The 21,296-nt window shown below is 60.4% G+C and carries 17 protein-coding genes, 1 pseudogene and 1 riboswitch; of the genes and pseudogenes, 12 read left to right on the top strand and 6 right to left on the bottom strand.

The genetic code is table 11. The annotated features are described in order from the left end of the window. Positions 1–16: 16 nt before the first annotated feature. The 6 genes from D7241_RS13285 to D7241_RS13260 all read left to right on the top strand — a co-directional run bounded on the left by D7241_RS13285 (position 17) and on the right by D7241_RS13260 (position 6,542). Positions 17–913 (top strand): TauD/TfdA family dioxygenase, encoded by an 897-nt coding sequence (locus D7241_RS13285; RefSeq protein ID WP_408101900.1) that lies wholly within the window; start codon positions 17–19, stop codon positions 911–913. Next, positions 910–1,512: a LysE family translocator gene (locus D7241_RS13280; protein ID WP_255977787.1), complete on the top strand. Its 603-nt coding sequence runs from the start codon at positions 910–912 to the stop codon at positions 1,510–1,512. Before D7241_RS13285 ends, D7241_RS13280 begins: the two co-directional genes overlap by 4 nt. 81 nt (positions 1,513–1,593) lie before the next feature. After that, positions 1,594–2,595, top strand: a complete 1,002-nt coding sequence (locus D7241_RS13275) for an ArsR/SmtB family transcription factor (protein WP_408101899.1) — start codon at positions 1,594–1,596, stop codon at positions 2,593–2,595. A 14-nt stretch (positions 2,596–2,609) separates the two neighbouring features. Beyond that, entirely contained in the window at positions 2,610–3,800 is a 1,191-nt protein-coding gene (gene metK, locus D7241_RS13270; RefSeq protein WP_408101898.1) for a methionine adenosyltransferase, read from the top strand. A 193-nt stretch (positions 3,801–3,993) separates the two neighbouring features. Beyond that, complete coding sequence (locus D7241_RS13265) at positions 3,994–5,907, top strand: phospholipase effector Tle1 domain-containing protein (RefSeq protein WP_408101897.1); 1,914 nt, start codon at positions 3,994–3,996, stop codon at positions 5,905–5,907. Then, a complete protein-coding gene (locus D7241_RS13260; RefSeq protein WP_408101896.1) occupies positions 5,904–6,542 on the top strand; it encodes a DUF2931 family protein in 639 nt (212 codons plus the stop codon). The genes D7241_RS13265 and D7241_RS13260 overlap by 4 nt, the downstream gene beginning before the upstream one ends. 64 nt (positions 6,543–6,606) lie before the next feature. On the opposite strand, the gene D7241_RS13255 is transcribed toward D7241_RS13260, so the two are convergent. Together D7241_RS13255 and D7241_RS13250 are read right to left on the bottom strand one after the other, a co-directional pair. After that, positions 6,607–7,368: an ABC transporter permease gene (locus tag D7241_RS13255; protein WP_255977797.1), complete on the bottom strand. Its 762-nt coding sequence runs from the start codon at positions 7,366–7,368 to the stop codon at positions 6,607–6,609. Next, on the bottom strand, positions 7,365–8,294 hold the full coding sequence (locus tag D7241_RS13250) for an ABC transporter ATP-binding protein (protein ID WP_255977799.1): 930 nt from the start codon (positions 8,292–8,294) through the stop codon (positions 7,365–7,367). The genes D7241_RS13255 and D7241_RS13250 overlap by 4 nt, the downstream gene beginning before the upstream one ends. A gap of 291 nt (positions 8,295–8,585) precedes the next feature. Between D7241_RS13250 and ligB the strand changes: the two genes are divergently transcribed. Both ligB and D7241_RS13240 read left to right on the top strand, forming a co-directional pair. After that, a complete protein-coding gene (gene ligB, locus D7241_RS13245; protein ID WP_408101895.1) occupies positions 8,586–10,256 on the top strand; it encodes an NAD-dependent DNA ligase LigB in 1,671 nt (556 codons plus the stop codon). A gap of 54 nt (positions 10,257–10,310) precedes the next feature. After that, the gene (locus D7241_RS13240) at positions 10,311–10,691 is read left to right on the top strand and encodes a DUF1090 family protein (RefSeq protein ID WP_255977803.1); all 381 of its coding nucleotides are present in this window, start codon (positions 10,311–10,313) and stop codon (positions 10,689–10,691) included. A 24-nt stretch (positions 10,692–10,715) separates the two neighbouring features. On the opposite strand, the gene D7241_RS13235 is transcribed toward D7241_RS13240, so the two are convergent. Next, positions 10,716–11,162: a c-type cytochrome gene (locus D7241_RS13235; RefSeq protein WP_408101894.1), complete on the bottom strand. Its 447-nt coding sequence runs from the start codon at positions 11,160–11,162 to the stop codon at positions 10,716–10,718. A gap of 72 nt (positions 11,163–11,234) precedes the next feature. After that, a complete protein-coding gene (locus D7241_RS13230; RefSeq protein ID WP_408101893.1) occupies positions 11,235–11,669 on the bottom strand; it encodes a hypothetical protein in 435 nt (144 codons plus the stop codon). A gap of 158 nt (positions 11,670–11,827) precedes the next feature. Here D7241_RS13230 and D7241_RS13225 point away from each other — a divergent pair. The 4 genes and pseudogenes from D7241_RS13225 to D7241_RS13210 all read left to right on the top strand — a co-directional run. Further along, positions 11,828–11,947, top strand: a pseudogene (locus tag D7241_RS13225) (sodium:proton antiporter); the annotation flags it as partial. Between the two features lie 170 nt (positions 11,948–12,117). After that, positions 12,118–12,212, top strand: a riboswitch (S-adenosyl-L-homocysteine riboswitch). A gap of 23 nt (positions 12,213–12,235) precedes the next feature. Next, positions 12,236–13,645, top strand: coding sequence for an adenosylhomocysteinase (gene ahcY, locus D7241_RS13220; protein ID WP_408101892.1), 1,410 nt, complete (start codon positions 12,236–12,238; stop codon positions 13,643–13,645). Positions 13,646–13,717: 72 nt separating this feature from the next. Beyond that, the gene (metF, locus tag D7241_RS13215) at positions 13,718–14,569 is read left to right on the top strand and encodes a methylenetetrahydrofolate reductase [NAD(P)H] (RefSeq protein WP_408101891.1); all 852 of its coding nucleotides are present in this window, start codon (positions 13,718–13,720) and stop codon (positions 14,567–14,569) included. A gap of 234 nt (positions 14,570–14,803) precedes the next feature. Next, positions 14,804–16,633, top strand: coding sequence for a DEAD/DEAH box helicase (locus tag D7241_RS13210; RefSeq protein ID WP_408101890.1), 1,830 nt, complete (start codon positions 14,804–14,806; stop codon positions 16,631–16,633). 94 nt (positions 16,634–16,727) lie between these two features. Here the strand turns inward: D7241_RS13210 and D7241_RS13205 are convergent, their stop codons facing one another. Next, entirely contained in the window at positions 16,728–18,158 is a 1,431-nt protein-coding gene (locus D7241_RS13205; protein WP_408101889.1) for an efflux transporter outer membrane subunit, read from the bottom strand. Beyond that, on the bottom strand, positions 18,155–21,292 hold the full coding sequence (locus D7241_RS13200) for an efflux RND transporter permease subunit (protein ID WP_408101888.1): 3,138 nt from the start codon (positions 21,290–21,292) through the stop codon (positions 18,155–18,157). The genes D7241_RS13205 and D7241_RS13200 overlap by 4 nt, the downstream gene beginning before the upstream one ends. Positions 21,293–21,296 lie beyond the last annotated feature (4 nt).

The raw sequence follows: 21,296 nt of genomic DNA, 5'->3' as shown, positions 1-21,296 counted from the left end.
CTCAGGGAAGGATGACATGTCCAATCGCGACTTTGACCAGCTTTTGTCCGCCAGCGTCAGCAATGGAGGACTGAGTCAGGAACAGATGGCGCAGATCCTGAACTTCAAGTTGTTCGGTAACAAGCAGGGTTTTCTGTTGCTGGAAGACACCACGATAGGTGAAATACCGCCAACCCCCGCCTCTCGCGCCGATTTGCACAAGCCTGACGACAGCAGCGAACGGCTGCTGCTGCAAGCGACCGCTCTGCTTGGTGAGCCGATCGGCTATGTGCAGGAATCCGGCGGCTGCATCGTCAACAACTGCTTCCCGCAACAGGCGCAATCTCGCGCTGCCACATCCGATAGCTTCGATACCGAGCTGGACCTGCACACCGAGAACGCCTTTCATTCGATCCAGCCAGACTATTTACTGCTGCTATGCCTGCGCCAGGATCCTGCGGCGGAGGCGATCACCTATATCGCCTCGGTCGATCGCATTCTCGACTGCCTGGATCATGAGCAGCAAGCATTCTTCCTCAACGAACCGTACAACTTTCTCTCCGATTACGGCGCGACCGAAAAGAACCAGCGCATCGATATCAACAAGCACCAGACTGTGCTGTACGGGGACCCCGACGCACCCTTCTTTCGTTTCGATCCGCAGTTCATGATCGCCTACAGCGACCGCGCGCAAAGCGCACTGGACAAGCTGCGAGCCATCGCCTGGGAAGCGGTTGAACCGGTCAGGCTCACCCGTGGCGACCTGCTGATCATCGACAACCGCCGTACTGCGCACGCGCGCAGTCCTTTCACCGCCCGCTTCGATGGCAGCGACCGCTGGATGCAGCGCACCTTCGCCAGCTGCAACCTGCGTTTTTACACCGAAAAACTGGGCAAGCAGTCGCGCATTTTCGAACTGGTAACCGAACTATGAATGCCACCTACCTCGCCTTTGCCGCCGCGGTCGCCTTACTGATCGCCTCCCCCGGTCCGGTCGTCGCACTGGTCATTGCCGATGCTCGGCGCAGCTGGCCTGCCTGGACCATTCTCGGCGGCGTAATCTCCGCACAGCTCCTGCTGGTCGCCGCGCTGGTACTGATCTACCTGGCACTCGACCTGGAGCCGGTCATTCTCGAATGGGGCCAAGTGCTCGGTGGGCTCTACCTGATCTGGCTCGGTGCCGACGGCCTGTGTGGCGGAGGAGAAGGAAATACGAACCTGCCTCGGTCAGAAGCCCACTATTTCTGGCGCGCCATGGCGGTGGGCCTGTCCAACCCCAAGGACATCCTGTTCTTCCTCGCGTTTCTACCGGGCTTTATCCTTCCGGCGCAGCCCTTCGCTCCACAGGCTTTGGCATTGATTGCCATCTGGGCGCTGGTCGATGTATCGATCCTAATCGCCTACAGCCTGTTATCGCGGCACCTGTCCAGCCACGAGAGGTTGCAGCGAGTACTCGATCTGTTGCCAAGCTTTTTCCTGCTGGGCCTCGGACTGGTCTCCTGTGGAATGGGGGTTACCAGCCTGGTGAATTGACTTCCCCGGCCCGAGCCAATATCAAAACTTTTTGATACAGCCATTGCTGGACGAAAAACCACCGACTAGACTGCGCGGCCTATGAGCTTGCGCATCCCCCAGATTTCATTCGACGACAGCGACCAGCTCGCCGCCCTGTGCAAGGCCGGCGGCGACGCGCTGCGCCTGAACGTATTGCGGGCGTTGGCCAGCGATTCGTTCGGCGTGCTCGAACTGGCGCAGATCTTCGCCACCGGCCAATCCGGCATCAGTCATCACCTCAAGGTGCTGACCCAGGCTGGGCTGCTGGCGACTCGGCGCGAAGGCAATGCAATCTTTTATCGCCGCGCTCTACCGCAAGGCGACAGCCTCGGCGGTACGCTGCACGCCGCGCTACTCGAAGAACTCGACCAACTTGCGCTGCCGATCGATGTTCAGGCCCGGATCGCCGCGGTGCATGCCCAACGCAGTGCCGCCAGCGAGGGTTTCTTCGCGCGCATGGCCGACAGCTTCCAGGCACGTCAGGACCTGATCGCCGGTCTGCCGCACTACCGCGATAGCGTGGTGGCGTTACTCGATGCGCTGAGCTTCGCGCCCGGCGCGACGGCGCTCGAAGTCGGCCCGGGTGATGGCAGCTTTCTGCCCGAGCTGGCGCGTCGCTTCGCGCGAGTGGTGGCCATCGACAACAGCCCGGCGATGTTGGAGTTGGCTCGCGCGCGCTGCGAACAGGAGGCACTGGACAACGTCGAGTTGAAACTTGCCGATGCGCTACAGGACGAATGCCCTGCAGCAGATTGCGTGGTTCTGAACATGGTTCTGCATCATCTGGCGGCGCCGGGTGAAGCGATGAAGCAACTGGCGCGGCTGGTGAACGCGGGCGGCAGCCTGCTGATCGCCGAGCTGTGCAGCCACAACCAGGGGTGGGCCAAGGAGGCCTGCGGCGACCTATGGTTGGGCTTCGAACAGGACGATCTGGCCCGTTGGGCCGATGCCGCGGGGCTCACGCCCGGCGAGAGCCTCTACATTGGCTTGAAAAACGGTTTTCAGATCCAGGCCAGGTACTTTTCCCGGCCATCCGCTGATAGCCGACTCACCCACCGGTAATAGGAAACCGTTAGATGAGCGAATATTCTGTTTTCACCTCCGAGTCCGTGTCCGAAGGGCACCCGGACAAGATCGCCGACCAGATTTCCGATGCGGTGCTGGACGCCATCATCGCCGAGGACAAACACGCCCGTGTGGCCTGCGAAACCCTGGTTAAGACTGGCGTGGCGATCATCGCCGGCGAAGTCACCACCACTGCGTGGGTCGATCTTGAAGAACTGGTCCGCAAGGTCATCCTCGATATCGGCTACGACAGCTCGGACGTTGGCTTCGACGGCGCCACTTGTGGCGTATTGAACATCATCGGCAAGCAGTCCCCCGACATCAACCAGGGCGTCGACCGCGCCAAGCCGGAAGACCAGGGCGCAGGCGACCAGGGCTTGATGTTCGGCTACGCCAGCAACGAGACCGACGTGCTGATGCCCGCGCCGATCCGCCTCTCCCACGCACTGGTCGAGCGCCAGGCCGAAGCGCGCAAATCCGGCCTGCTGCCGTGGCTGCGCCCGGACGCGAAATCACAGGTCACCTGCCGTTACGAAGGCGGCAAGGTGGTCGGCATCGACGCCATCGTGCTCTCCACCCAGCACAGCCCGGACGTGAAATACGCCGACCTCCGTGAAGGCGTGATGGAGCTGATCGTCAAGCATGTGATCCCGGCCGAACTGCTACACAAGGACACCCAGTTCCACATCAACCCGACCGGCCAATTCATCATCGGCGGCCCGGTGGGCGACTGCGGTCTGACCGGACGCAAGATCATCGTCGACACCTACGGCGGCATGGCCCGCCATGGCGGCGGCGCGTTCTCCGGCAAGGACCCGTCCAAGGTCGACCGTTCGGCGGCCTACGCCGGTCGCTACGTAGCCAAGAACATCGTTGCCGCAGGCCTGGCCGAGCGTTGCGAAATCCAGGTCTCCTACGCCATTGGCGTGGCGCAGCCGACTTCGATCTCGATCAACACCTTCGGCACCGGCAAGCTCAGCGACGAGAAGATCGTCGCGCTGGTCCGCGAGCATTTCGATCTGCGCCCATACGCGATCACTACCATGCTCGATCTGTTGCACCCGATGTACCAGGCGACCGCAGCTTACGGCCACTTCGGTCGCGATCCCTATGAAATGACGGTCGGCAACGATACCTTCACCGCCTTCACCTGGGAAAAGACCGACAAAGCCGACGCGTTACGCGCGGCTGCCGGGCTGTAAAAGCGCAGCGGCAAGCTGAGAGCTGCAAGAAAGCCCCGCCAGTCATGTGCTGCGCGGGGCTTTTTTGTGCTGTGCAAGTTCTCGCGTAACTGCTCAAAGCCTGCGAACCAGCCCATAAAAAACGGAGCGCCGTTTGCGCTCGCTATTACCTTGCGGCAAGGTGCCGGCTCGCATACCGATAAGGAGATTGGTCATGTCTGGCAAACCCGCCGCACGCCTCAGCGATCCGACTGCCTGTCCGAAGACCGGGCACGGCAACAACCCCATCGCTACCGGATCACCCGATGTGCTCTTCGATGGTCTCCCCGCCGCCCGCCAGGGCGACTCGACCGGTTGCGGCAGCATGTTGGCGAGCAACCTCATCGCCAACTTGCTGATCAATGGTAAACCCGCCGCCACGCTTGGCAGCCTCGGCGATCATGGCAACGTGATCATCGGCGGTTCGGGGAGTGTTGTTATCGGCAACACATCGACTCCGGCACCCTTTACGCCACCTGCGTCCCTTAGCCTCCAATCAGTGGCGCAAGCCCAAGCCTTCGATACGTCCACCTCGCCGCACTCGCCACCTCCGCAGCAACCGGCCCCCAGCCAGGCCCGAGCACTGGAGCAAGCAGACAATGATGCCCCGCATGGCCTGGAGGAAGAGGAGGAAGAGGAAGAACTCGACAGCCGCCAGGCCGTCACCCTGCGCATCGGCGTATTCTTCGACGGCACCGGCAACAACGCCAGCAATAGTGCTATCGGCGCCCAATGCCGCGCCTCGGACATCGGATTGGGCGAACTCGAGGCACAAGCCATCGTCCAGCGCTGCGAAGCCCACCATATCGATCCGGACAGCAGTTACGGGAACGATGTCAGCAATATCTGGCGACTATATGACCTGTATCGGGACGATTCCGGTCAGCCATTAGCCGAAGGGGCAAATCAGGCAGCCCTCCGTGCCTATGTGACTGGGATCGGCACAACGACCGGCGAGACGGACACGCCGTTTCCCGGACTAATGCTTGGCCGGGGTGACACGGGCGTGTTGGCCAAGGTCAACGAAGGTTTCTCGCTTATTTCACAGGCGCTGGATACATTCCAGCAGGCGAACCCGGGCTCGGTGATCGGAGCCTTGGAAATGGACATCTTCGGCTTCAGTCGGGGCGCGGCGGCCGCTCGGCATTTCGCCAATCAGGTATTGCAGCGCACCCAGGGTCCATTAGGTGCGCTGCACCGTCAGGGGAGATTAGCTTCTGGACCAAGATTCGATTGGCGCCGCGACGTCACCATTAACTTCATCGGCCTGTTCGATACCGTCGCGGCGATCGGCGGCTGGGATGACTGGGCCGACCCAAGCGATGCCACAAACGGTGGCATCGACCTTTATCTGGCGCCCGATGCGGCCCGCCAGGTCGTGCATCTGGTGGCTCGTGACGAGCATCGCCAAAACTTCTCTCTCAACAGGGTTTCCCCACCGCATCGCGAAATCGTCCTGCCCGGCGCCCACTCCGATCTGGGTGGCGGATACCTCCCCCAAGCCGTGGAACGACTCTATCTCTCTCGGCCTCGCCGTAACTGGGTCAGCCGGGAGACCAACCCGCTGCGCACTATCGCCTATCAACAGGCACAGCAGGACACCGCCCTCGCCCGCCAAGCCGACCTGCTCGATCCGCAGGACCGCGCCGCCCGCCTGGAAACCCATGTCTGGGAGCATTTCCCACCATTCAGCCAAAGCCGTACTGATGCGATGAAGTTCGTGATGGCTGCGCCCTATCTGGAGCGCCCAATGTATGGGCATCTGTCTCGTGTGTATCTGCGAGTGATGCATGCGCTGGCCGTTGAAGCAGGTGCCATGCTGGACTTCGTCGACGAGCAAGACCCTGACCTCTTCGTGCCAGCCGAGCTCATGCCAATCAAAGACAAGCTACTAGCATGGGCCTCGAGCGGTGGCGGATCGCTGGATGAAGATGAGGAGTGCCTGCTGCGCCAGCGCTATATCCACCTCTCGTCCAATTGGAACGCCGCAATCGGACCGGGCGGTAGCAGATGGGACGTGGTTTTCATCAATGCCCCGGCCAAGAATGGCCGGGCGCACCACGACGATAGCTTGGGAGCGAAGCGATGAGATCGGTACTGCTTGGTCTGCTGTTTTTCCTGCTCTCCGGATGCGCCAATCCCGAACAGTACGCTGGCAACCTGCCCTATCCCTACTGGCGCCTGGGCTTTCTCGCTCCGGACTATATGGAGGTCTGGGTGGAAACAGCTAACGTGGAGGACATCAGCGGACGGTACTTTCATCACGTCGGTAGCGGCATTGTTGCGGTACGAACCCCGCCAGAGAACAAGGGCGATGCCGCAGGCTGGGGCGAGCGTTTCGGCTGGGGCGCAGGCCGCCAGGTCCCCGGCGCTGAACTACCCAGGCGCATCTACATCCGCTGGCAGTCGCTTGCTGAGCCACAAACCTACCGGGTAACGCTGGAAATCCCCGAACGCGCCCGGCAGTTGATGATGGAAAGACTCGACCCACCCTGCCGCACCAGCGAATACCGTCATGCCCTGACGCTGGGACTCGCCCCTGGTGGCGTGGTCAGAGGTTGGGTAATGAGCACCTGTGGCGAGCCGATCGAAATCCTGCGCGCCCAGGCCGAAATCGAGCCAAAAGGCCCGTACGGTGGCGCTTCGAAAGGAGAGCACCGCTCTCTTTCGGAAACATCCAAAGCCTATATCGAAAAATACGGCATCCCGTACGGCTCTTGGTGATCCTTAGCAACCCGCTCGTGTGATAGCGAGACGCCCATCTTGAGGGCGTCTCGATTAGCGAGGCTCAGTTCTTAAGCCGATAGCCCGTCTTGAATATCCACCAGATAAGGCCCAGGCACAGCACCAAAAAGCCCAGCGTCATCGCCAGGCTGATCCCGACATTGACGTCAGAGACGCCATAGAAACTCCAGCGGAAGCCGCTGATCAAATACACAACCGGGTTGAACAATGTGACCTTCTGCCACAGCGGCGGCAGCATTTCGATGGAGTAGAAGCTGCCGCCGAGAAAGGCCAGCGGCATGACGATCAGCGACGGCACGATCTGCAACTTCTCCCAACCATCGGCCCAGATGCCAATGATGAAACCGAACAGGCAGAAGGTCACCGCGGTGAGCACCAGGAACAGCGTCATCATCAGCGGATGTTGAATCTCATAGTCAACAAACAACCGCGCCGTCAGCAGAATCACAACGCCGAGGACCAGTGACTTGGTCGCCGCCGCGCCGACATAGCCAATAACGATCTCTAGATAGGAAACTGGCGCTGACAGCACCTCGTAGATGGTGCCAGAGTAGCGCGGCATATAGATGCCGAACGAGGCGTTGGAAATACTCTCGGTAAGAAGCGCCATCATGATCAGACCGGGAATGATGAAGGCGCCATACGGAATGCCATGCATGGCCTCCATGCGCGAACCAATGGCCGAGCCGAACACCACGAAGTACAGCGATGTGGAAATAACCGGAGTAGCGATGCTTTGCAGCAGTGTGCGCCAGGTTCGCGCCAGTTCGAACAGGTAGATAGCTCGGATTGCGTGGAGATTCATGTGCGGCTGCCTTTTACCAAGCTGACGAAAATTTCCTCCAGTGAACTCTGACTCGATTGCAAGTCCTTGAAATCGATGCCGTGCTCAGCCAGTCGTTTGAGCAGGTCGGCGATGCCGGTGTCCTCGTGCTGAGCATCGAACGTGAAGATCAGTTGATTGCCACCATCGCCCAGTTCCAGCGGATAACCGGCCAGTTCTGCTGGAATTTCCACCAACGGCCGCTGCAGATGCAAGGTCAGCTGCTTCTTGCCGAGCTTGTGCATCAGCGCTTTCTTGTCCTCTACCAGGATGATTTCGCCCTTGCTGATCACCCCAATACGGTCAGCCATTTCCTCGGCCTCTTCGATGTAGTGGGTGGTCAGGATGATGGTTACGCCGCGCTCGCGCAGGCCGCGCACCATCTCCCACATGTCGCGGCGCAGTTCGACGTCGACGCCGGCCGTGGGCTCGTCGAGAAACAGAATCGACGGCTCGTGAGACAGGGCCTTGGCGATCATTACCCGGCGCTTCATGCCCCCGGATAGCTCGATGATGCGCGCGCTCTTCTTGTCCCAAAGAGAGAGATCGCGCAGCAGTTTCTCCAGGTAGGCATCGTTCGGCGCCTTGCCGAACAGTCCGCGAGAAAAGCGCACCGTTGCCCAAACGCTTTCGAAGCCTTCATTGAATAGCTCCTGCGGCACCAGGCCGATCTTCGAGCGGGCCTCGCGGTAGTCGCCGATGATGTCGAATCCGTCGACCAGAACCCGCCCGCTGCCTGGGTTGACGATGCCGCAAACGATACTGATCAGCGTGGTCTTGCCTGCGCCGTTGGGCCCAAGCAGGGCGAAAATTTCGCCCTTGCGGATCTGCAGGTCGATCTGTTTGAGCGCCGGATGCCCGGACGCGTAGGTCTTGCTCAGCTGTTCGATGGAGATCACAGATTGCACGGGGAGGTCTCTCCGGACTATGGATGCGCGATTGTAGTTGCTTGGTCGAGATGAGGCCCGTCATGTTGCGCCAGTGGCCACGGTTGTAGACCTTTTCGCAAGCTGACTAGCTCGGTGCTGGTGGCGTGCTGCTGAACGCTATCGCTTCTGGCCGTTACGCGCCGTCATGGTTCATTCCGTGGCACTGCCGGCTGAAATACTCAACGGAAACGGCTCAACATGCGCTAGCGCACGGCCGTCACCTGTACAGCGAGTCAGAATGCAGCGTCTCCAACGAGCAAGGATGCTCCCATGCAACGTTTGATCGCGTTAGTTTTCTGTGTCATTTCCTCCGCCAGCCTGGCCGACTGCCCTGACTGGCCCGACAATCGAGCCACCGAAGAAATAGCCGGACTCGAGCGGCAACTGGCCGGCTGGGACGACGCCTACCACCGCGGTGGCGTCTCGCTGGTCGACGATGAAATCTATGACCAGTCGCGACAACGACTCCGGCAATGGCAAGCGTGCTTCCCGAAAGTCGTCTCGAACGCTGCGAATCCGCTGGCCGGCACCGCCGGGCCTGTTGCACATCCGATCGCACAGACCGGGCTCGCCAAACTTGCCGATGCGGCGGCGGTGCGCGCCTGGATCGAGCCCCGCGAAGATCTGTGGATCCAGCCAAAAGTCGATGGCGTCGCAGTGACGTTGCACTACCGGAACGGACATCTGCTCCAGGCTGTCAGCCGCGGCGATGGTAATCACGGTCAGGACTGGACCGAGCGGGCCAGACAACTGCCGGCGATACCGCAGCAACTGGCGAGCGGCGACGAACTAGTCCTGCAGGGTGAGCTTTACTGGCGTCTGGACGCACATGTTCAGGCGGAAGCAGGTGGTGTCGGCGCGCGCGGCAAGGTCGCCGGGGCCATGGCACGCCAAGCGTTGGATGACACAACCGCGGCGCAGATCGGTCTGTTCGTTTGGGATTGGCCCAATGGCCCGGCGGGCATGCAGGCGCGCCTGAATGGCCTGGCCGCACTGGGCTTCGACGCAAGCGTGGAGCTGACCCAGCCTATTGCCAGCATTCAACAAGCCGAACATTGGCGCGACCACTGGTATCGCCATCCTCTGCCCTTCGCCAGTGATGGCGTGGTACTGCGCCAGGGCCGGCGCCCGGACGGCACGCGCTGGCAAGCCCAGCCGCCACACTGGGCGGCCGCCTGGAAATATCCGCTGCGCACCGCCTTGGCGCAGGTTCGCCAGGTGCAATTCAACATCGGCCGAAGCGGCCGGATTACGCCGATCCTCCAGCTCGACCCGGTGCAACTAGACGACCGCCGCATCGCCCGCGTTAGTCTCGGATCACTTGAAACATGGAAGGCACAGGATATCCGGCCTGGCGATCAGGTCGCGGTCACTCTCGCCGGCCTGACGATTCCGCGATTGGATACCGTCGTCTGGCGCGCTCAGCAGCGCCTGAATATTAAGGCCCCAAACCCCGCCAACTACCATTCGCAGAGCTGCTGGCATCCTGATAACGGCTGCAACCAGCAGTTTATTGCGCGGCTCACTTGGTTGAGCAGCAAGCACGGGCTGGACCTGCCGAACCTCGGCCCCGGCACCTGGCGGGAATTGGTCGAAGCGGGAGCAGTAACAGGATTGCTCGACTGGCTGCACCTCGACGAAGCCCGCCTGCAGCAAATCCCAGGCTTCGGCCAGACCAGCGCCGAGATTCTGGTAACCAGCTATCGGCTGGCTCACGAGCGCCCATTTGGCGCCTGGCTGCGAGCAATCGGACTGCCGCCGAGCGGCGATGCGGAAATCGACGCGAATTGGGACACCCTGGCTGCAAGAAGCGTGGCGCAATGGCAGGCCGAACCGGGTATCGGCGCCACGCGTGCGAGACAACTGCGGGCGTTCTTTTCGGCGCCAGAAGTGCTGAAGCTGCGCCAGCAGCTGCGCACCGCACGGATCGCCGGGTTCTGAGGGCACTTAGGCGATTCAGTCCAGTCTTAAACCTAAGAATAAAAAGGAGTGCGCATGTCCGCCCGGCGAACCATCCTCACCTTGCTGCTTCTCAGCTTTAGCGGTGCCCAGGCATCCATTGCAGCCCCGAACCCCGTCGAGGCATGCCGCGATGCGCGTAAAACGATCGGAGAACAGATTCAGGATGCCCGCCTGAAGGGTGACGACAGCCAGCGCGTAGCGCTCGAAGAGCGTCTGCAGAGTCTTAACGAGCGCTGCCGCGGCATGGTCCCGTTACAGTCCAATCATGTGGCGGTAGAAAAGGCGACTCGCCTGACCAGCGAGCGCGAGGCGCAATTACGCGAAGCATTGGGCACGGGCGATGCGCAAATGATCGAGCTGCATAAGCGGCGCCTGGATCAAGCCCGTAAACAACTGGAAGCCGCCAAGCGTTAAACGGCCGCGATCCGCAAGCAAGCGTCAGTACGCGCGAAATTTCTGATGGCAGGCTTCACAGGCATCTTCTACACGCTGGAAGGCCGGCGCGACACTTTCGGCAGTCACTGGCACCTTAGCCGTCGCGGCCACCAGCGCAGCAGTGTGCGCCTCGAGCTCACGAGCCATCTGGTTGAAACGTTCCTGCTGCTGCCAGACATCGTCGCGGGCATCGCTTTGATCCTCCTTGACCTCCGGATAGTACTGCCAGGGCTGCCGCGATAACTCGTCCAGCTTCGCCGCGCCGCTGACGAAGCCCTGCGGATCAAAAGCCAAACGGCCACGCAGCATGCCACCGAGGTCTTCCTTGGTATCGAGCATTTGTTGGTAGATGGCCTTGCGCTTGCCGAGTGGAGAATTGGGATCGATGCGGTCACAGCCCGCGAGCGCAAAAACGGCGATCAGCGACAAACTCAACGGCATCAGCTTCATGATTCAATCACTCGGGCATTGAACGGCCGGCGATTATCCCTGCTGCCGGCCATTTCACCAAACGCCACGAGGCTACTGCGACCATTCACCGCCGGCGCTTTCGCAATCGATTTTTGCCTGGGCACGATCGGTCGTTTGATAGTTGTATGTGACGATACGTGCGTTTTCAGGCACGGTTGTCGGCGCTGGGGTGTCCGTTGCCTGAGTGCCAGTGGCGCGCTCGTTGGCGAGGGTTTCTGGTGTCAGCGCGGCGGTACAGACACCAAAATGGCCAGACGGGCAGTTCTCGACAATCTTCCGACGCGAATTCTTGACCGCCTCGTTATCACGGCAGACCCAGTCAATATCGTTATCGTCCATGCCCTCATAGCGAAAACATTTTTCGGTGACCACCGGTGGCGGCACTGCACCGGACGTCTCGGCGGAGACATAGCAGGAATTGGCGGCAACTGGCAGGCTAAACGCGACGGCAATGGTAAGCAGAACAGAACGGAACAAGAGGTTCATGTTGGCAGCTCCTGAGGGTCATTCGCCCGGCGAGGTTCACCGAACCTCTTCGTGTGACCGCCCTGGCGCAAGTTGAGTTCGACGCTGGTGAAAGGCACCAATGGCGCGCTGCCGGGTCCACCCCGCAGTCGATCTGGAAACCGCTGAAGAGGGGTCGCATGCTTGAGCTCTCGACAATCTTCATCAGCCTCTCTGCGCTACTCGCCTACCTCAACTACCGCTTCATAGGCCTGCCGCCGACCATTGGCGTCATGGCCACGGCGATGGTTATCTCGCTCGATTGGGGTATAGGGCTTGAGCACCGGCCGCATGGTGCGCCATATCTGTACTCGCGACAGCGTAGACGGTCGTTGAGCAATGGGCGCTGCAACGGGCTTGGGCTTGACCGCGGTCGCGGCTATAATCGTCGGGCTTTACACTGCCGACACCGTTCGGCCGTGCCCGCCACCTGTCCGAGGGGCGCTGCAGCAGGATCGCTTCCCGGCGGTACCTGTCAGGCTCGGATGGGGCGTTAACCATACGCATCAACGGCGCCCATTCGCACAAAACGAATGGAGAACTCTTCAATGAGCGCTGTCATGACGCCTGCAGGTTTCAACGACTACAAGGTCGCCGATATTTCCCTGGCGGCCTGGGGCCGTCGCGAGATCATCATCGCCGAATCGGAAATGCCCGCCCTGATGGGCCTGCGCCACAAGTATGCCGGCGAGCAGCCGCTCAAAGGCGCGAAAATTCTTGGCTGCATCCACATGACCATCCAGACCGCCGTGCTGATCGAGACGCTGACCGCCCTCGGCGCCGAAGTACGCTGGTCGAGCTGCAACATTTTCTCTACCCAGGATCAGGCCGCTGCTGCCATCGCCGCCGCCGGCATCCCCGTATTCGCTTGGAAAGGCGAGACCGAAGAAGAATACGAGTGGTGCATCGAGCAGACCATCCTTAAGGACGGACAGCCGTGGGATGCCAACATGATTCTGGACGATGGCGGCGATCTGACCCAGATACTCCATGACAAGTACCCGCAGGCGCTCGAGCGCGTGCACGGCGTTACCGAAGAAACCACCACCGGCGTTCATCGCCTGCAGGACATGCTGAAGAAAGGCACCCTGAAAATTCCGGCGATCAACGTCAACGACTCGGTCACCAAAAGCAAGAACGACAACAAGTACGGCTGCCGTCACAGCCTCAACGACGCTATCAAGCGCGCCACCGACCATTTGTTATCTGGCAAGCAGGCGCTGGTGATCGGCTACGGCGACGTGGGCAAGGGTTCGGCGCAGTCGCTGCGTCAGGAAGGCATGATCGTCAAGGTCTCCGAGGTCGACCCGATCTGCGCCATGCAAGCCTGCATGGACGGCTTCGAGCTGGTCTCCCCGTACAAAGACGGCCTCAATGACGGTACCGATGGAAGCATCGACAGCGCACTGCTGGGCAAGATCGACCTGATCGTCACTACCACCGGTAACGCCAATGTCTGCGACGCCGGCATGCTCAAGGCACTGAAGAAGCGCGCCGTAGTCTGCAACATCGGTCACTTCGACAACGAGATCGATACCGCCTTTATGCGCAAGAACTGGGCGTGGGAAGAGGTCAAGCCGCAGGTGCACAAGATTCACCGCACCGGTGCTGGCAGCTTCGATGCGCAGAACGATGACTACCTGATTCTGCTGGCCGAAGGCCGTCTGGTGAACCTGGGTAACGCCACCGGTCACCCGAGCCGGATCATGGACGGCTCCTTTGCCAACCAGGTGTTGGCGCAGATTCACCTGTTCAACGAGAAGTTTGCCGATCTGCCGGTCGTTGAGAAGACCAAGAACGTCACCGTGATGGTGCTACCGAAAAAACTCGACGAAGAAGTCGCGGCCGAGATGGTCAAGGGCTTCGGTGGCGTGATCACCCGCCTGACCCCCACTCAGGCTGAGTATATCGGCGTGGAAGTCGAAGGCCCGTTCAAGCCGGATAGCTACCGCTACTAATCGAGGCCGAGCCGGTGATCAGGAGCAGACTCGCCTGCTCCTGACTGGCGCTTGCCGCAGAAAGGAATGTTCATGTCACAACCACGTAGCCACAGCTTCAGCTTCGAGTTCTTTCCCACCAAAACCGCCGCTGGGCACGAAAAACTGATGGTGACCGCCAGGCGTCTAGCCGAATACAAGCCGGACTTTTTCTCCTGCACCTATGGCGCAGGGGGATCGACTCGCGACCGCACGTTAAACACCGTGTTGCAGCTCGACGGCGAAGTGAGGGTGCCGACCGCGCCGCACCTGTCCTGTGTCGGCGACAGCAAAGCCGAGCTGCGTGAGCTGCTCAAGTTGTACAGGGAGGCTGGTATCAAGCGGATCGTCGCGCTGCGCGGCGACTTGCCGTCCGGTATGGGCATGGCCAGCGGTGAGCTGCGCTACGCCAACGAATTGGTCGAGTTCATTCGCGCCGAAACGGGCGACCACTTTCATATTGAAATCGCCGCCTATCCGGAGATGCATCCGCAGGCGCGCAATTTCGAGGATGACCTGGCCAACTTCGTGCGCAAGGCCAAGGCCGGTGCCGACAGTGCCATCACCCAATACTTCTTCAACGCCGACTGTTACTTCTACTTTGTCGAGCGCGTGCGCCAACTGGGCGTGGAAACGCCGATCGTGCCCGGCATCATGCCGATCACCAATTACAGCAAGCTGGCGCGTTTCTCCGATGCCTGCGGTGCCGAGATCCCGCGCTGGATGCGTAAGCAGCTTGAGTCCTATGGCGATGACATGGACAGCATCCAGGCCTTCGGCGAGCAGGTGATCACCGAAATGTGCGAGAAGCTGCTCGCCGGCGGCGCACCGGGATTGCACTTCTATACCTTGAACCAGGCCGAACCGAGCCTGGCCATCTGGGACAATCTCAAGCTGGTGCGTTGATTCATCGATTCAGCTCCCTGCAAAACAGGGAGCTGGTCAATGAACCTGCGAACTGCCACACTGTCCTAGCAATGCGGCGTTAACAGGCTCTGTTATACTCCGCGCTTCCGCCAGGCTTACGCCCGGATGTCAGCATCTTCCGATGCGACAGGACCGGACGGGATCGCACGCCAGTCGCGATTCGAGCCAGGCATGACCATCCCAGGGCCTCGCCCTATACAGACAGGATTACTCATGTCCTTTGCTTCCCTCGGTCTCTCCGAGGCTTTGGCCGGTGCCGTCGAGGCCGCCGGTTATACCCAGCCTACACCAGTGCAACAGCGGGCCATTCCCGCCGTGTTGCAGGGACGCGACCTGATGGTCGCCGCACAGACGGGAACCGGTAAGACCGGTGGCTTTGCCCTCCCCGTGCTGGAAATTCTTTTCCCGGGCGGCCACCCCGACCGTGAGCATCGCCATGGCCCTCGCCAGCCGCGTGTCCTGGTGCTGACGCCGACTCGTGAGCTCGCCGCCCAGGTCCACGACAGCTTCAAGGTCTATGCCCGCGATCTGCCGCTCAAAAGCGCGGTGATCTTCGGTGGTGTGGGCATGAACCCACAGGTCCAGGCCATCGCCAAGGGTCTCGACATACTCGTCGCCTGCCCTGGCCGCCTGCTTGATCTGGCCAACCAGAAGGCCGTCGATCTGTCCCACGTGGAAATTCTGGTCCTCGACGAAGCCGACCGCATGCTCGACATGGGCTTCATCCATGACGTCAAGAAGGTCCTCGCCAAGCTGCCGACCAAGCGCCAGAACCTGTTGTTCTCGGCGACCTTCTCCAAGGACATCACCGATCTCGCCAGCAAGCTGCTGCACGAGCCGGAGAAGATTCAGGTCACGCCGCCAAACACCACGGTCGAGCGCATCGAGCAACGCGTATTCCGCTTGGCTGCCTCACATAAGCGCGCTCTACTGGCTCACCTGATCACTCAGGGCGCCTGGGAACAGGTGCTGGTTTTCACCCGCACCAAGCATGGCGCCAACCGCCTCGCCGAGTATCTCGACAAGCACGGTCTGCCGGCGGTCGCGATTCATGGCAACAAGAGCCAGAACGCTCGCACCAAGGCGTTGGCCGACTTCAAGGCGAACGCCGTACGTATTCTGGTCGCCACCGACATTGCTGCCCGCGGCTTGGATATTGATCAGCTGCCGCATGTGGTCAACTTCGAGCTACCGAATGTCGAGGAAGATTACGTCCACCGCATCGGCCGTACCGGCCGTGCCGGACGCAGCGGCGAAGCGATTTCGCTGGTGGCGCCCGACGAGGAGAAGCTGCTAAAGGGCATCGAGCGGATGACCAAGCAGAAAATTCCGGACGGCGATCTGATGGGCTTCGACGCCAGCACCATTGAGGCGGAGAAGCCCGAAGTACGCGAGCCACGGCAGCCGCGCCCTGCTCGCAACGGCGAGCGTAAGCCACGCGCCGAACGCGCCGCGAAAACGACTGAATCGAGCAGTGAACCCAAAGAGCGCGATCGTAACCGCCGCAGCCGTAACAAGCCGCGCAGTGCAAATGCCAGCCAGGGTTCGACGACACAAGGAGCGGCTGCCGCACCGGTCAGCCGCCCGCCTCGCCTGCCCAGCGACCGGGACCCGGAAGTGTTCCTCGATGACGATCTGGACAACTTCGGTAATCGGGTTGATTACGTCAGTCCATACCAGAACAAGCAGGGCCGTGGTCGTCGTCCCGGAGCCCCCGCTCAGCCTGGATCCACCCAGCCGCGCGGCGCAGGCCAGCGCGGGGGCGGTGCCGCCTCGACAAGCGGCGCTGCTCAGGGCAAGGGCAAACGTCAGGGCCAAGGCCAGTCAACTCGCGGCGGCCAGCCACGGCGCAAGAACGAAGGCCGTCGGATCGACAACGAGGGCGGGGCTCGTCAGGACATTGCAGCCAAGCCGAAGGAAAAGCAGCCATTGATCATCCATAAGGAATCGAAGATCGATCGGCTGCCCAGCGCTGAGCAACTGGATCAGCTGCCAACAAAACCACGCGGCGAGAAGCCAGCATTGCTAACCCGCAATCGCTGATTCGAGACGCAAACAAAAACGCCGCCCTCAAGGGCGGCGTTTTTGTTGGTGCTGCTGATCGAGAAAGCCGGATTACAGCCAGCGACGACCAACCCTAGCCTTCGCTAGGCGCCGGATCGGCCTCCGCATCCCAACCGCCACCCAAGGCCTTGAACAGATTGACTTCGCTAACCATCTGCGCCAACCGGTCGCTAATGAACTGCTGCTGCACGTCGAACAGCTGCCGCTGGGCATCGAGCAGCACCAGATAGCTGTCGACACCGGTCCGGTAACGCCGCTCAGCGAGACGGTAATAGTCTTCACTGGTTTCCAGCAGGTCACGCTGCGCTTGCACCTGACGGATGTAGGTCGCCTGTGCGGCCAGACCATCGGCCACTTCGCGGAATGCGGTCTGGATAGTTGACTCGTACTGCGCAACCTGAATATTGCGGCTGATTTCGGCATAGTCGAGATTGGCTCGCAGTTGGCCGGCATTGAAGATCGGCACACTGATGCTCGGCGAGAAGTTCCAATAGCTGGAACCACCATCGAACAGGCCGGACAATTCGCTGCTCGCCGTACCCACCGCGCCGGTCAGACTGATACGCGGAAAAAATGCCGCTCTGGCCGCACCAATGTTCGCGTTGGCAGCGCGCAGCTGGTATTCGGCCTGAATGATGTCGGGTCGTTTGTAGAGCAAGTTGGAAGGCAGGCCGACCGGCAATGTAGCCAGCAGGTCACGCTTCAACCGGTCGTCGGTCGGCATGGAGACCGGAATGTTCTGTCCGAGCAGCAGCGTCAACGCGTTGCGATCCTGCGCCACCTGACGGGTATAACGCTCGATGCCCACCCGGGCGGTATCGGTCGCGCTGCGCGCCTGGCTCAACTCCAGAGCCGAGGCGACACCTACGTCGAAGCTGCGCTGGGTGAGTTCGAGGCTTTCCTCGAACGCCTTCAGCGTGTCGCGACTGACCTGTAGCAGCGCCTGGTCGGCCTGCAAGGTCAACCAGGCATTAGCGACACTGGCGATCAGGCTGATGCGCGTGCTGCGCTGCGCTGCCTCGGTGGCAAAATATTCCTGCAGCGCCTGCTCGCGAAGGCTACCCAGCCGGCCGAACAGGTCCAGTTCCCATGCCACCCCGAGCGTCGCACTGTACTGACTGCTGATACCGTCCTGCCCGGTCTGGTTGAGATCGCCAGGAGTACGAGTGCGGCTGCCGGAGCCGTCGGCGCTCACTGCAGGTAACAGGTCGGCGCGCTGGACGCGATACAACGCCCGATAAGCATCGACATTAAGCGCCGCTGCGCGCAGGTCTCGGTTGCTTTCCAGCGCCACACCGATCAGCTGGCGCAGCGCGGGGTCGCGGAAGAACTCCTCCCACGCCAGATCCATCTGCTGCCCTTGAGCCCCGTTGACGGCGCTGGTGTAGGCTTCGCCTTCGGGCCAGCTCGTAGCGGTCGGCGCATCCGGGCGCTGGTATTCGGGAATCAGGGAGCAGCCGCTCAGCGCTGCCATCAGCGCCAGGCTCAATACGGACTTGTTCATTGTGCATCTCCCTTTGGCTCTTCGACAGCCGCCTTCCTGCGATCGCCAAGCGAAGACACCAGAACATAGAACAACGGTACCCAAAAGATAACTAGCACGGTTGCCGTAAGCATGCCGCCGATTACGCCGGTTCCGATAGCATGCGAGCTGCCTGCACCAGCGCCGCTCGCGAGGGCCAGCGGAACCACGCCGAGGGTAAAGGCCAGCGATGTCATGACGATCGGCCGCAAGCGCATACGGCACGCCTGTACCGCCGCATCGAAGCGACTCACGCCCTGTTCGTGCAAATCCTTGGCGAACTCGACGATAAGAATAGCGTTCTTCGCGGTCAAACCGATGGTGGTCAACAAGCCGACCTGGAAGAACACATCATTGGACAGCCCCCGCCCCATGGTCGCCAGCAGCGCACCAATGACGCCCAACGGCACCACCAGCATTACCGCAAACGGGATGGACCAGCTTTCATACAGTGCGGCCAAGCAAAGGAATACCACCAGAAGCGATAGCGCATAGAGTGCTGGCGCCTGGTCACCTGATAGACGCTCCTCGTAGGACAGGCCAGTCCAGGAGATGCCAACCCCTTCCGGTAATTGCTGGGCAATCTCTTCAACTGCCGCCATGGCATCGCCGGAACTGTAACCCGGTGCGGCCTGACCCATGATTTCCATCGCGGACACCCCATCGTAGCGAGACAGCTTGGGAGATCCATAAACCCATTCGCCACTGGCGAAGGCGCTAAATGGCACCATTTCGCCTTCGTCGTTGCGTACGAACCATTTATCCAGGTCTTCGGGATTCATCCGTGCGCTGGCCTCGCCCTGCACATATACCTTCTTCACCCGCCCGCGGTCGATAAAGTCATTGATATAACTTGAACCCCAGCCAATCGATAGCGTGTCGTTGATCGCACCGAGCGATACGCCCAGCACCCGAGCCTTTTCATCATCGATCAACAACTGATATTGAGGTTCGTCGTTCAAACCGTTGGGTCGTACAGCTGTCAACGCCGGATTCTGCGCAGCCAGGCCCAGGAACTGATTGCGCGCCTCCATGAGCACGTCATGACCAACGCCAGCACGGTCTTGCAGATAGAAGTTAAAGCCGGTCGCGTTGCCCAACTCCATGACCGCCGGCGGTGCAAAGGCGAACACCATGGCGTCACGAAGAGTATTGAAATGCGCCTGCGCCCGCTTAGCTACCGCGGATACGCTCAGTTCAGGGTCAGCGCGCTCATCCCACGGACGCAGACCGATGAATGCCATACCCGAATTCTGCCCACGGCCAGCGAAATTGAAACCCGTAACGGTGAACACGGATTTCACCGCTTCTGATTCTTCACGCAACAGATATTCACGCATTGCGTCGACGGTCTGCTGAGTCCGCTCGGCTGTGGACCCGGCTGGAGTCTGCACCTGAGCAAAAAGCACGCCTTGGTCTTCTTCCGGCAGGAACGAGCTGGGAATCCTAGTGAAAAGAATAGCCATTATCGCGACGATAATGACGTAGAGCAGCAAAAAGGGGATTTTTCGACGCAGTATCGTTATCACGCCTCGCTCATAACCACCGACGCCGCGATCAAAGGTGCGATTGAACCAGCCAAAGAAGCCCCGTTTCTCTTCGTGATGACCTTTAGGAATAGGCTTTAGCAAGGTGACACAAAGCGCAGGCGTGAAGACCAGCGCCACCAGCACCGATAGCGCCATCGCGGAGGCGATAGTGATTGAAAACTGTCGGTAAATAACACCAGTGGATCCGCCGAAGAACGCCATCGGCAAAAATACAGCCGACAGCACCAGGCCAATGCCAACTAGTGCGCCCTGGATTTGCGTCATGGATTTGCGCGTGGCCTCAAGCGGGGAAAGGCCTTCTTCGGCCATTACCCGCTCGACGTTTTCGACCACCACGATGGCATCATCCACCAGCAATCCGATAGCCAGAACCATCGCAAACATTGTCAGCGTGTTTATGCTGAAGCCAAACGCCGCGAGAATGCCGAACGTACCCAGCAACACCACAGGCACCGCCAATGTCGGAATTAGCGTGGCGCGAAAGTTCTGAAGAAACAGGTACATCACCAGGAAGACCAGAACGATGGCCTCAAGCAGCGTATGCACTACGCCGGTAATCGAAGCTGATACCACTGGTGAAGTATCGTAGGGATAGACCACCTCCATCCCCTCGGGGAAGAAGGGCTCCAATTCGGAAATCGTCGCGCGAATTGCCTTCGCCGTATCCAGTGCGTTGGCACCGGTGGCCAACTTGAGCGCGATGCCTGAAGCCGGCTTGCCGTTATAAAGCACACTAATGGCGGCGTTCTGCTCGCCCAGCTCAACGCGGGCGACATCGCCCAGGCGGACCTGCGAGCCGTCGCCATTGACCTTAAGCAGGATTTCACGGAATTGCTCAGGCGTTTGCAGGCGAGTCTTGCCTATTATGGTGGCGCTCAACTGTTGCCCAGGCACCGCCGGCAAGCCACCGAATTGTCCGGCCGAAACCTGGACGTTCTGCTCGCGAATCGCATTGCCCACGTCAACCGGGGTAAGACTGAAGTTATTCAACTTGGCTGGGTCAAGCCAGATGCGCATGGCATATTGCGACCCGAACACTTGGAAATCGCCAACGCCAGGCGTTCTTGAGATCGGGTCTTGAATGTTGGACACGATGTAGTCCGATAGGTCGGCCCGATTCATGCTGCCATCGGTCGATACCAGACCGACAACCATCAGAAAGTTCCTGACTGCCTTCGTTACCCGAATGCCCTGCTGCTGGACTTCCTGCGGCAATAGCGGCGTGGCTAGCTGCAGCTTGTTTTGCACCTGAACCTGTGCGATGTCCGGGTTGGTGCCCTGCTCGAAGGTCACGGTGATGCTCATACTGCCGTCGGAGTTGCTTTCCGAAGACATGTAGCGCAAACCGTCGATACCGTTGAGCTGTTGCTCGATGACCTGGACTACGGTGTCTTGCACGGTCTGGGCGGAAGCGCCCGGATAGGCGACCTGAATACCCACTGCAGGCGGTGCGATACTCGGATATTGGTTGACTGGCAGCCCGAGAATGGACAGCCCGCCGGCAAGCATGATCACTAGGGCGATCACCCAGGCGAAAATTGGCCGATCGATAAAAAATCTGGACATTAGG

The organism is Stutzerimonas sp. VN223-3 (assembly GCF_045999685.1).
GTDB classification, from domain to species: Bacteria; Pseudomonadota; Gammaproteobacteria; order Pseudomonadales; family Pseudomonadaceae; genus Stutzerimonas; species Stutzerimonas stutzeri_AR.
Note: the sequence above shows the minus strand (reverse complement) of the source record. Positions and strands in the feature narration are given on the sequence as shown.

Bases quoted from the DNA above. Each gene is read 5' to 3' on its own strand.
- D7241_RS13285 (WP_408101900.1), top strand. From the start codon at position 17: ATGTCCAATCGCGACTTTGACCAGCTTTTGTCCGCCAGCGTCAGCAAT.
- D7241_RS13255 (WP_255977797.1), bottom strand. From the start codon at position 7,368: ATGAATCTCCACGCAATCCGAGCTATCTACCTGTTCGAACTGGCGCGA.
- D7241_RS13240 (WP_255977803.1), top strand. From the start codon at position 10,311: ATGTCCGCCCGGCGAACCATCCTCACCTTGCTGCTTCTCAGCTTTAGC.
- D7241_RS13275 (WP_408101899.1), top strand. From the start codon at position 1,594: ATGAGCTTGCGCATCCCCCAGATTTCATTCGACGACAGCGACCAGCTC.
- ahcY (WP_408101892.1), top strand. From the start codon at position 12,236: ATGAGCGCTGTCATGACGCCTGCAGGTTTCAACGACTACAAGGTCGCC.
- D7241_RS13265 (WP_408101897.1), top strand. From the start codon at position 3,994: ATGTCTGGCAAACCCGCCGCACGCCTCAGCGATCCGACTGCCTGTCCG.
- D7241_RS13210 (WP_408101890.1), top strand. From the start codon at position 14,804: ATGTCCTTTGCTTCCCTCGGTCTCTCCGAGGCTTTGGCCGGTGCCGTC.
- metK (WP_408101898.1), top strand. From the start codon at position 2,610: ATGAGCGAATATTCTGTTTTCACCTCCGAGTCCGTGTCCGAAGGGCAC.
- D7241_RS13235 (WP_408101894.1), bottom strand. From the start codon at position 11,162: ATGAAGCTGATGCCGTTGAGTTTGTCGCTGATCGCCGTTTTTGCGCTC.
- metF (WP_408101891.1), top strand. From the start codon at position 13,718: ATGTCACAACCACGTAGCCACAGCTTCAGCTTCGAGTTCTTTCCCACC.
- D7241_RS13205 (WP_408101889.1), bottom strand. From the start codon at position 18,158: ATGAACAAGTCCGTATTGAGCCTGGCGCTGATGGCAGCGCTGAGCGGC.
- D7241_RS13280 (WP_255977787.1), top strand. From the start codon at position 910: ATGAATGCCACCTACCTCGCCTTTGCCGCCGCGGTCGCCTTACTGATC.
- ligB (WP_408101895.1), top strand. From the start codon at position 8,586: ATGCAACGTTTGATCGCGTTAGTTTTCTGTGTCATTTCCTCCGCCAGC.
- D7241_RS13260 (WP_408101896.1), top strand. From the start codon at position 5,904: ATGAGATCGGTACTGCTTGGTCTGCTGTTTTTCCTGCTCTCCGGATGC.
- D7241_RS13230 (WP_408101893.1), bottom strand. From the start codon at position 11,669: ATGAACCTCTTGTTCCGTTCTGTTCTGCTTACCATTGCCGTCGCGTTT.
- D7241_RS13200 (WP_408101888.1), bottom strand. From the start codon at position 21,292: ATGTCCAGATTTTTTATCGATCGGCCAATTTTCGCCTGGGTGATCGCC.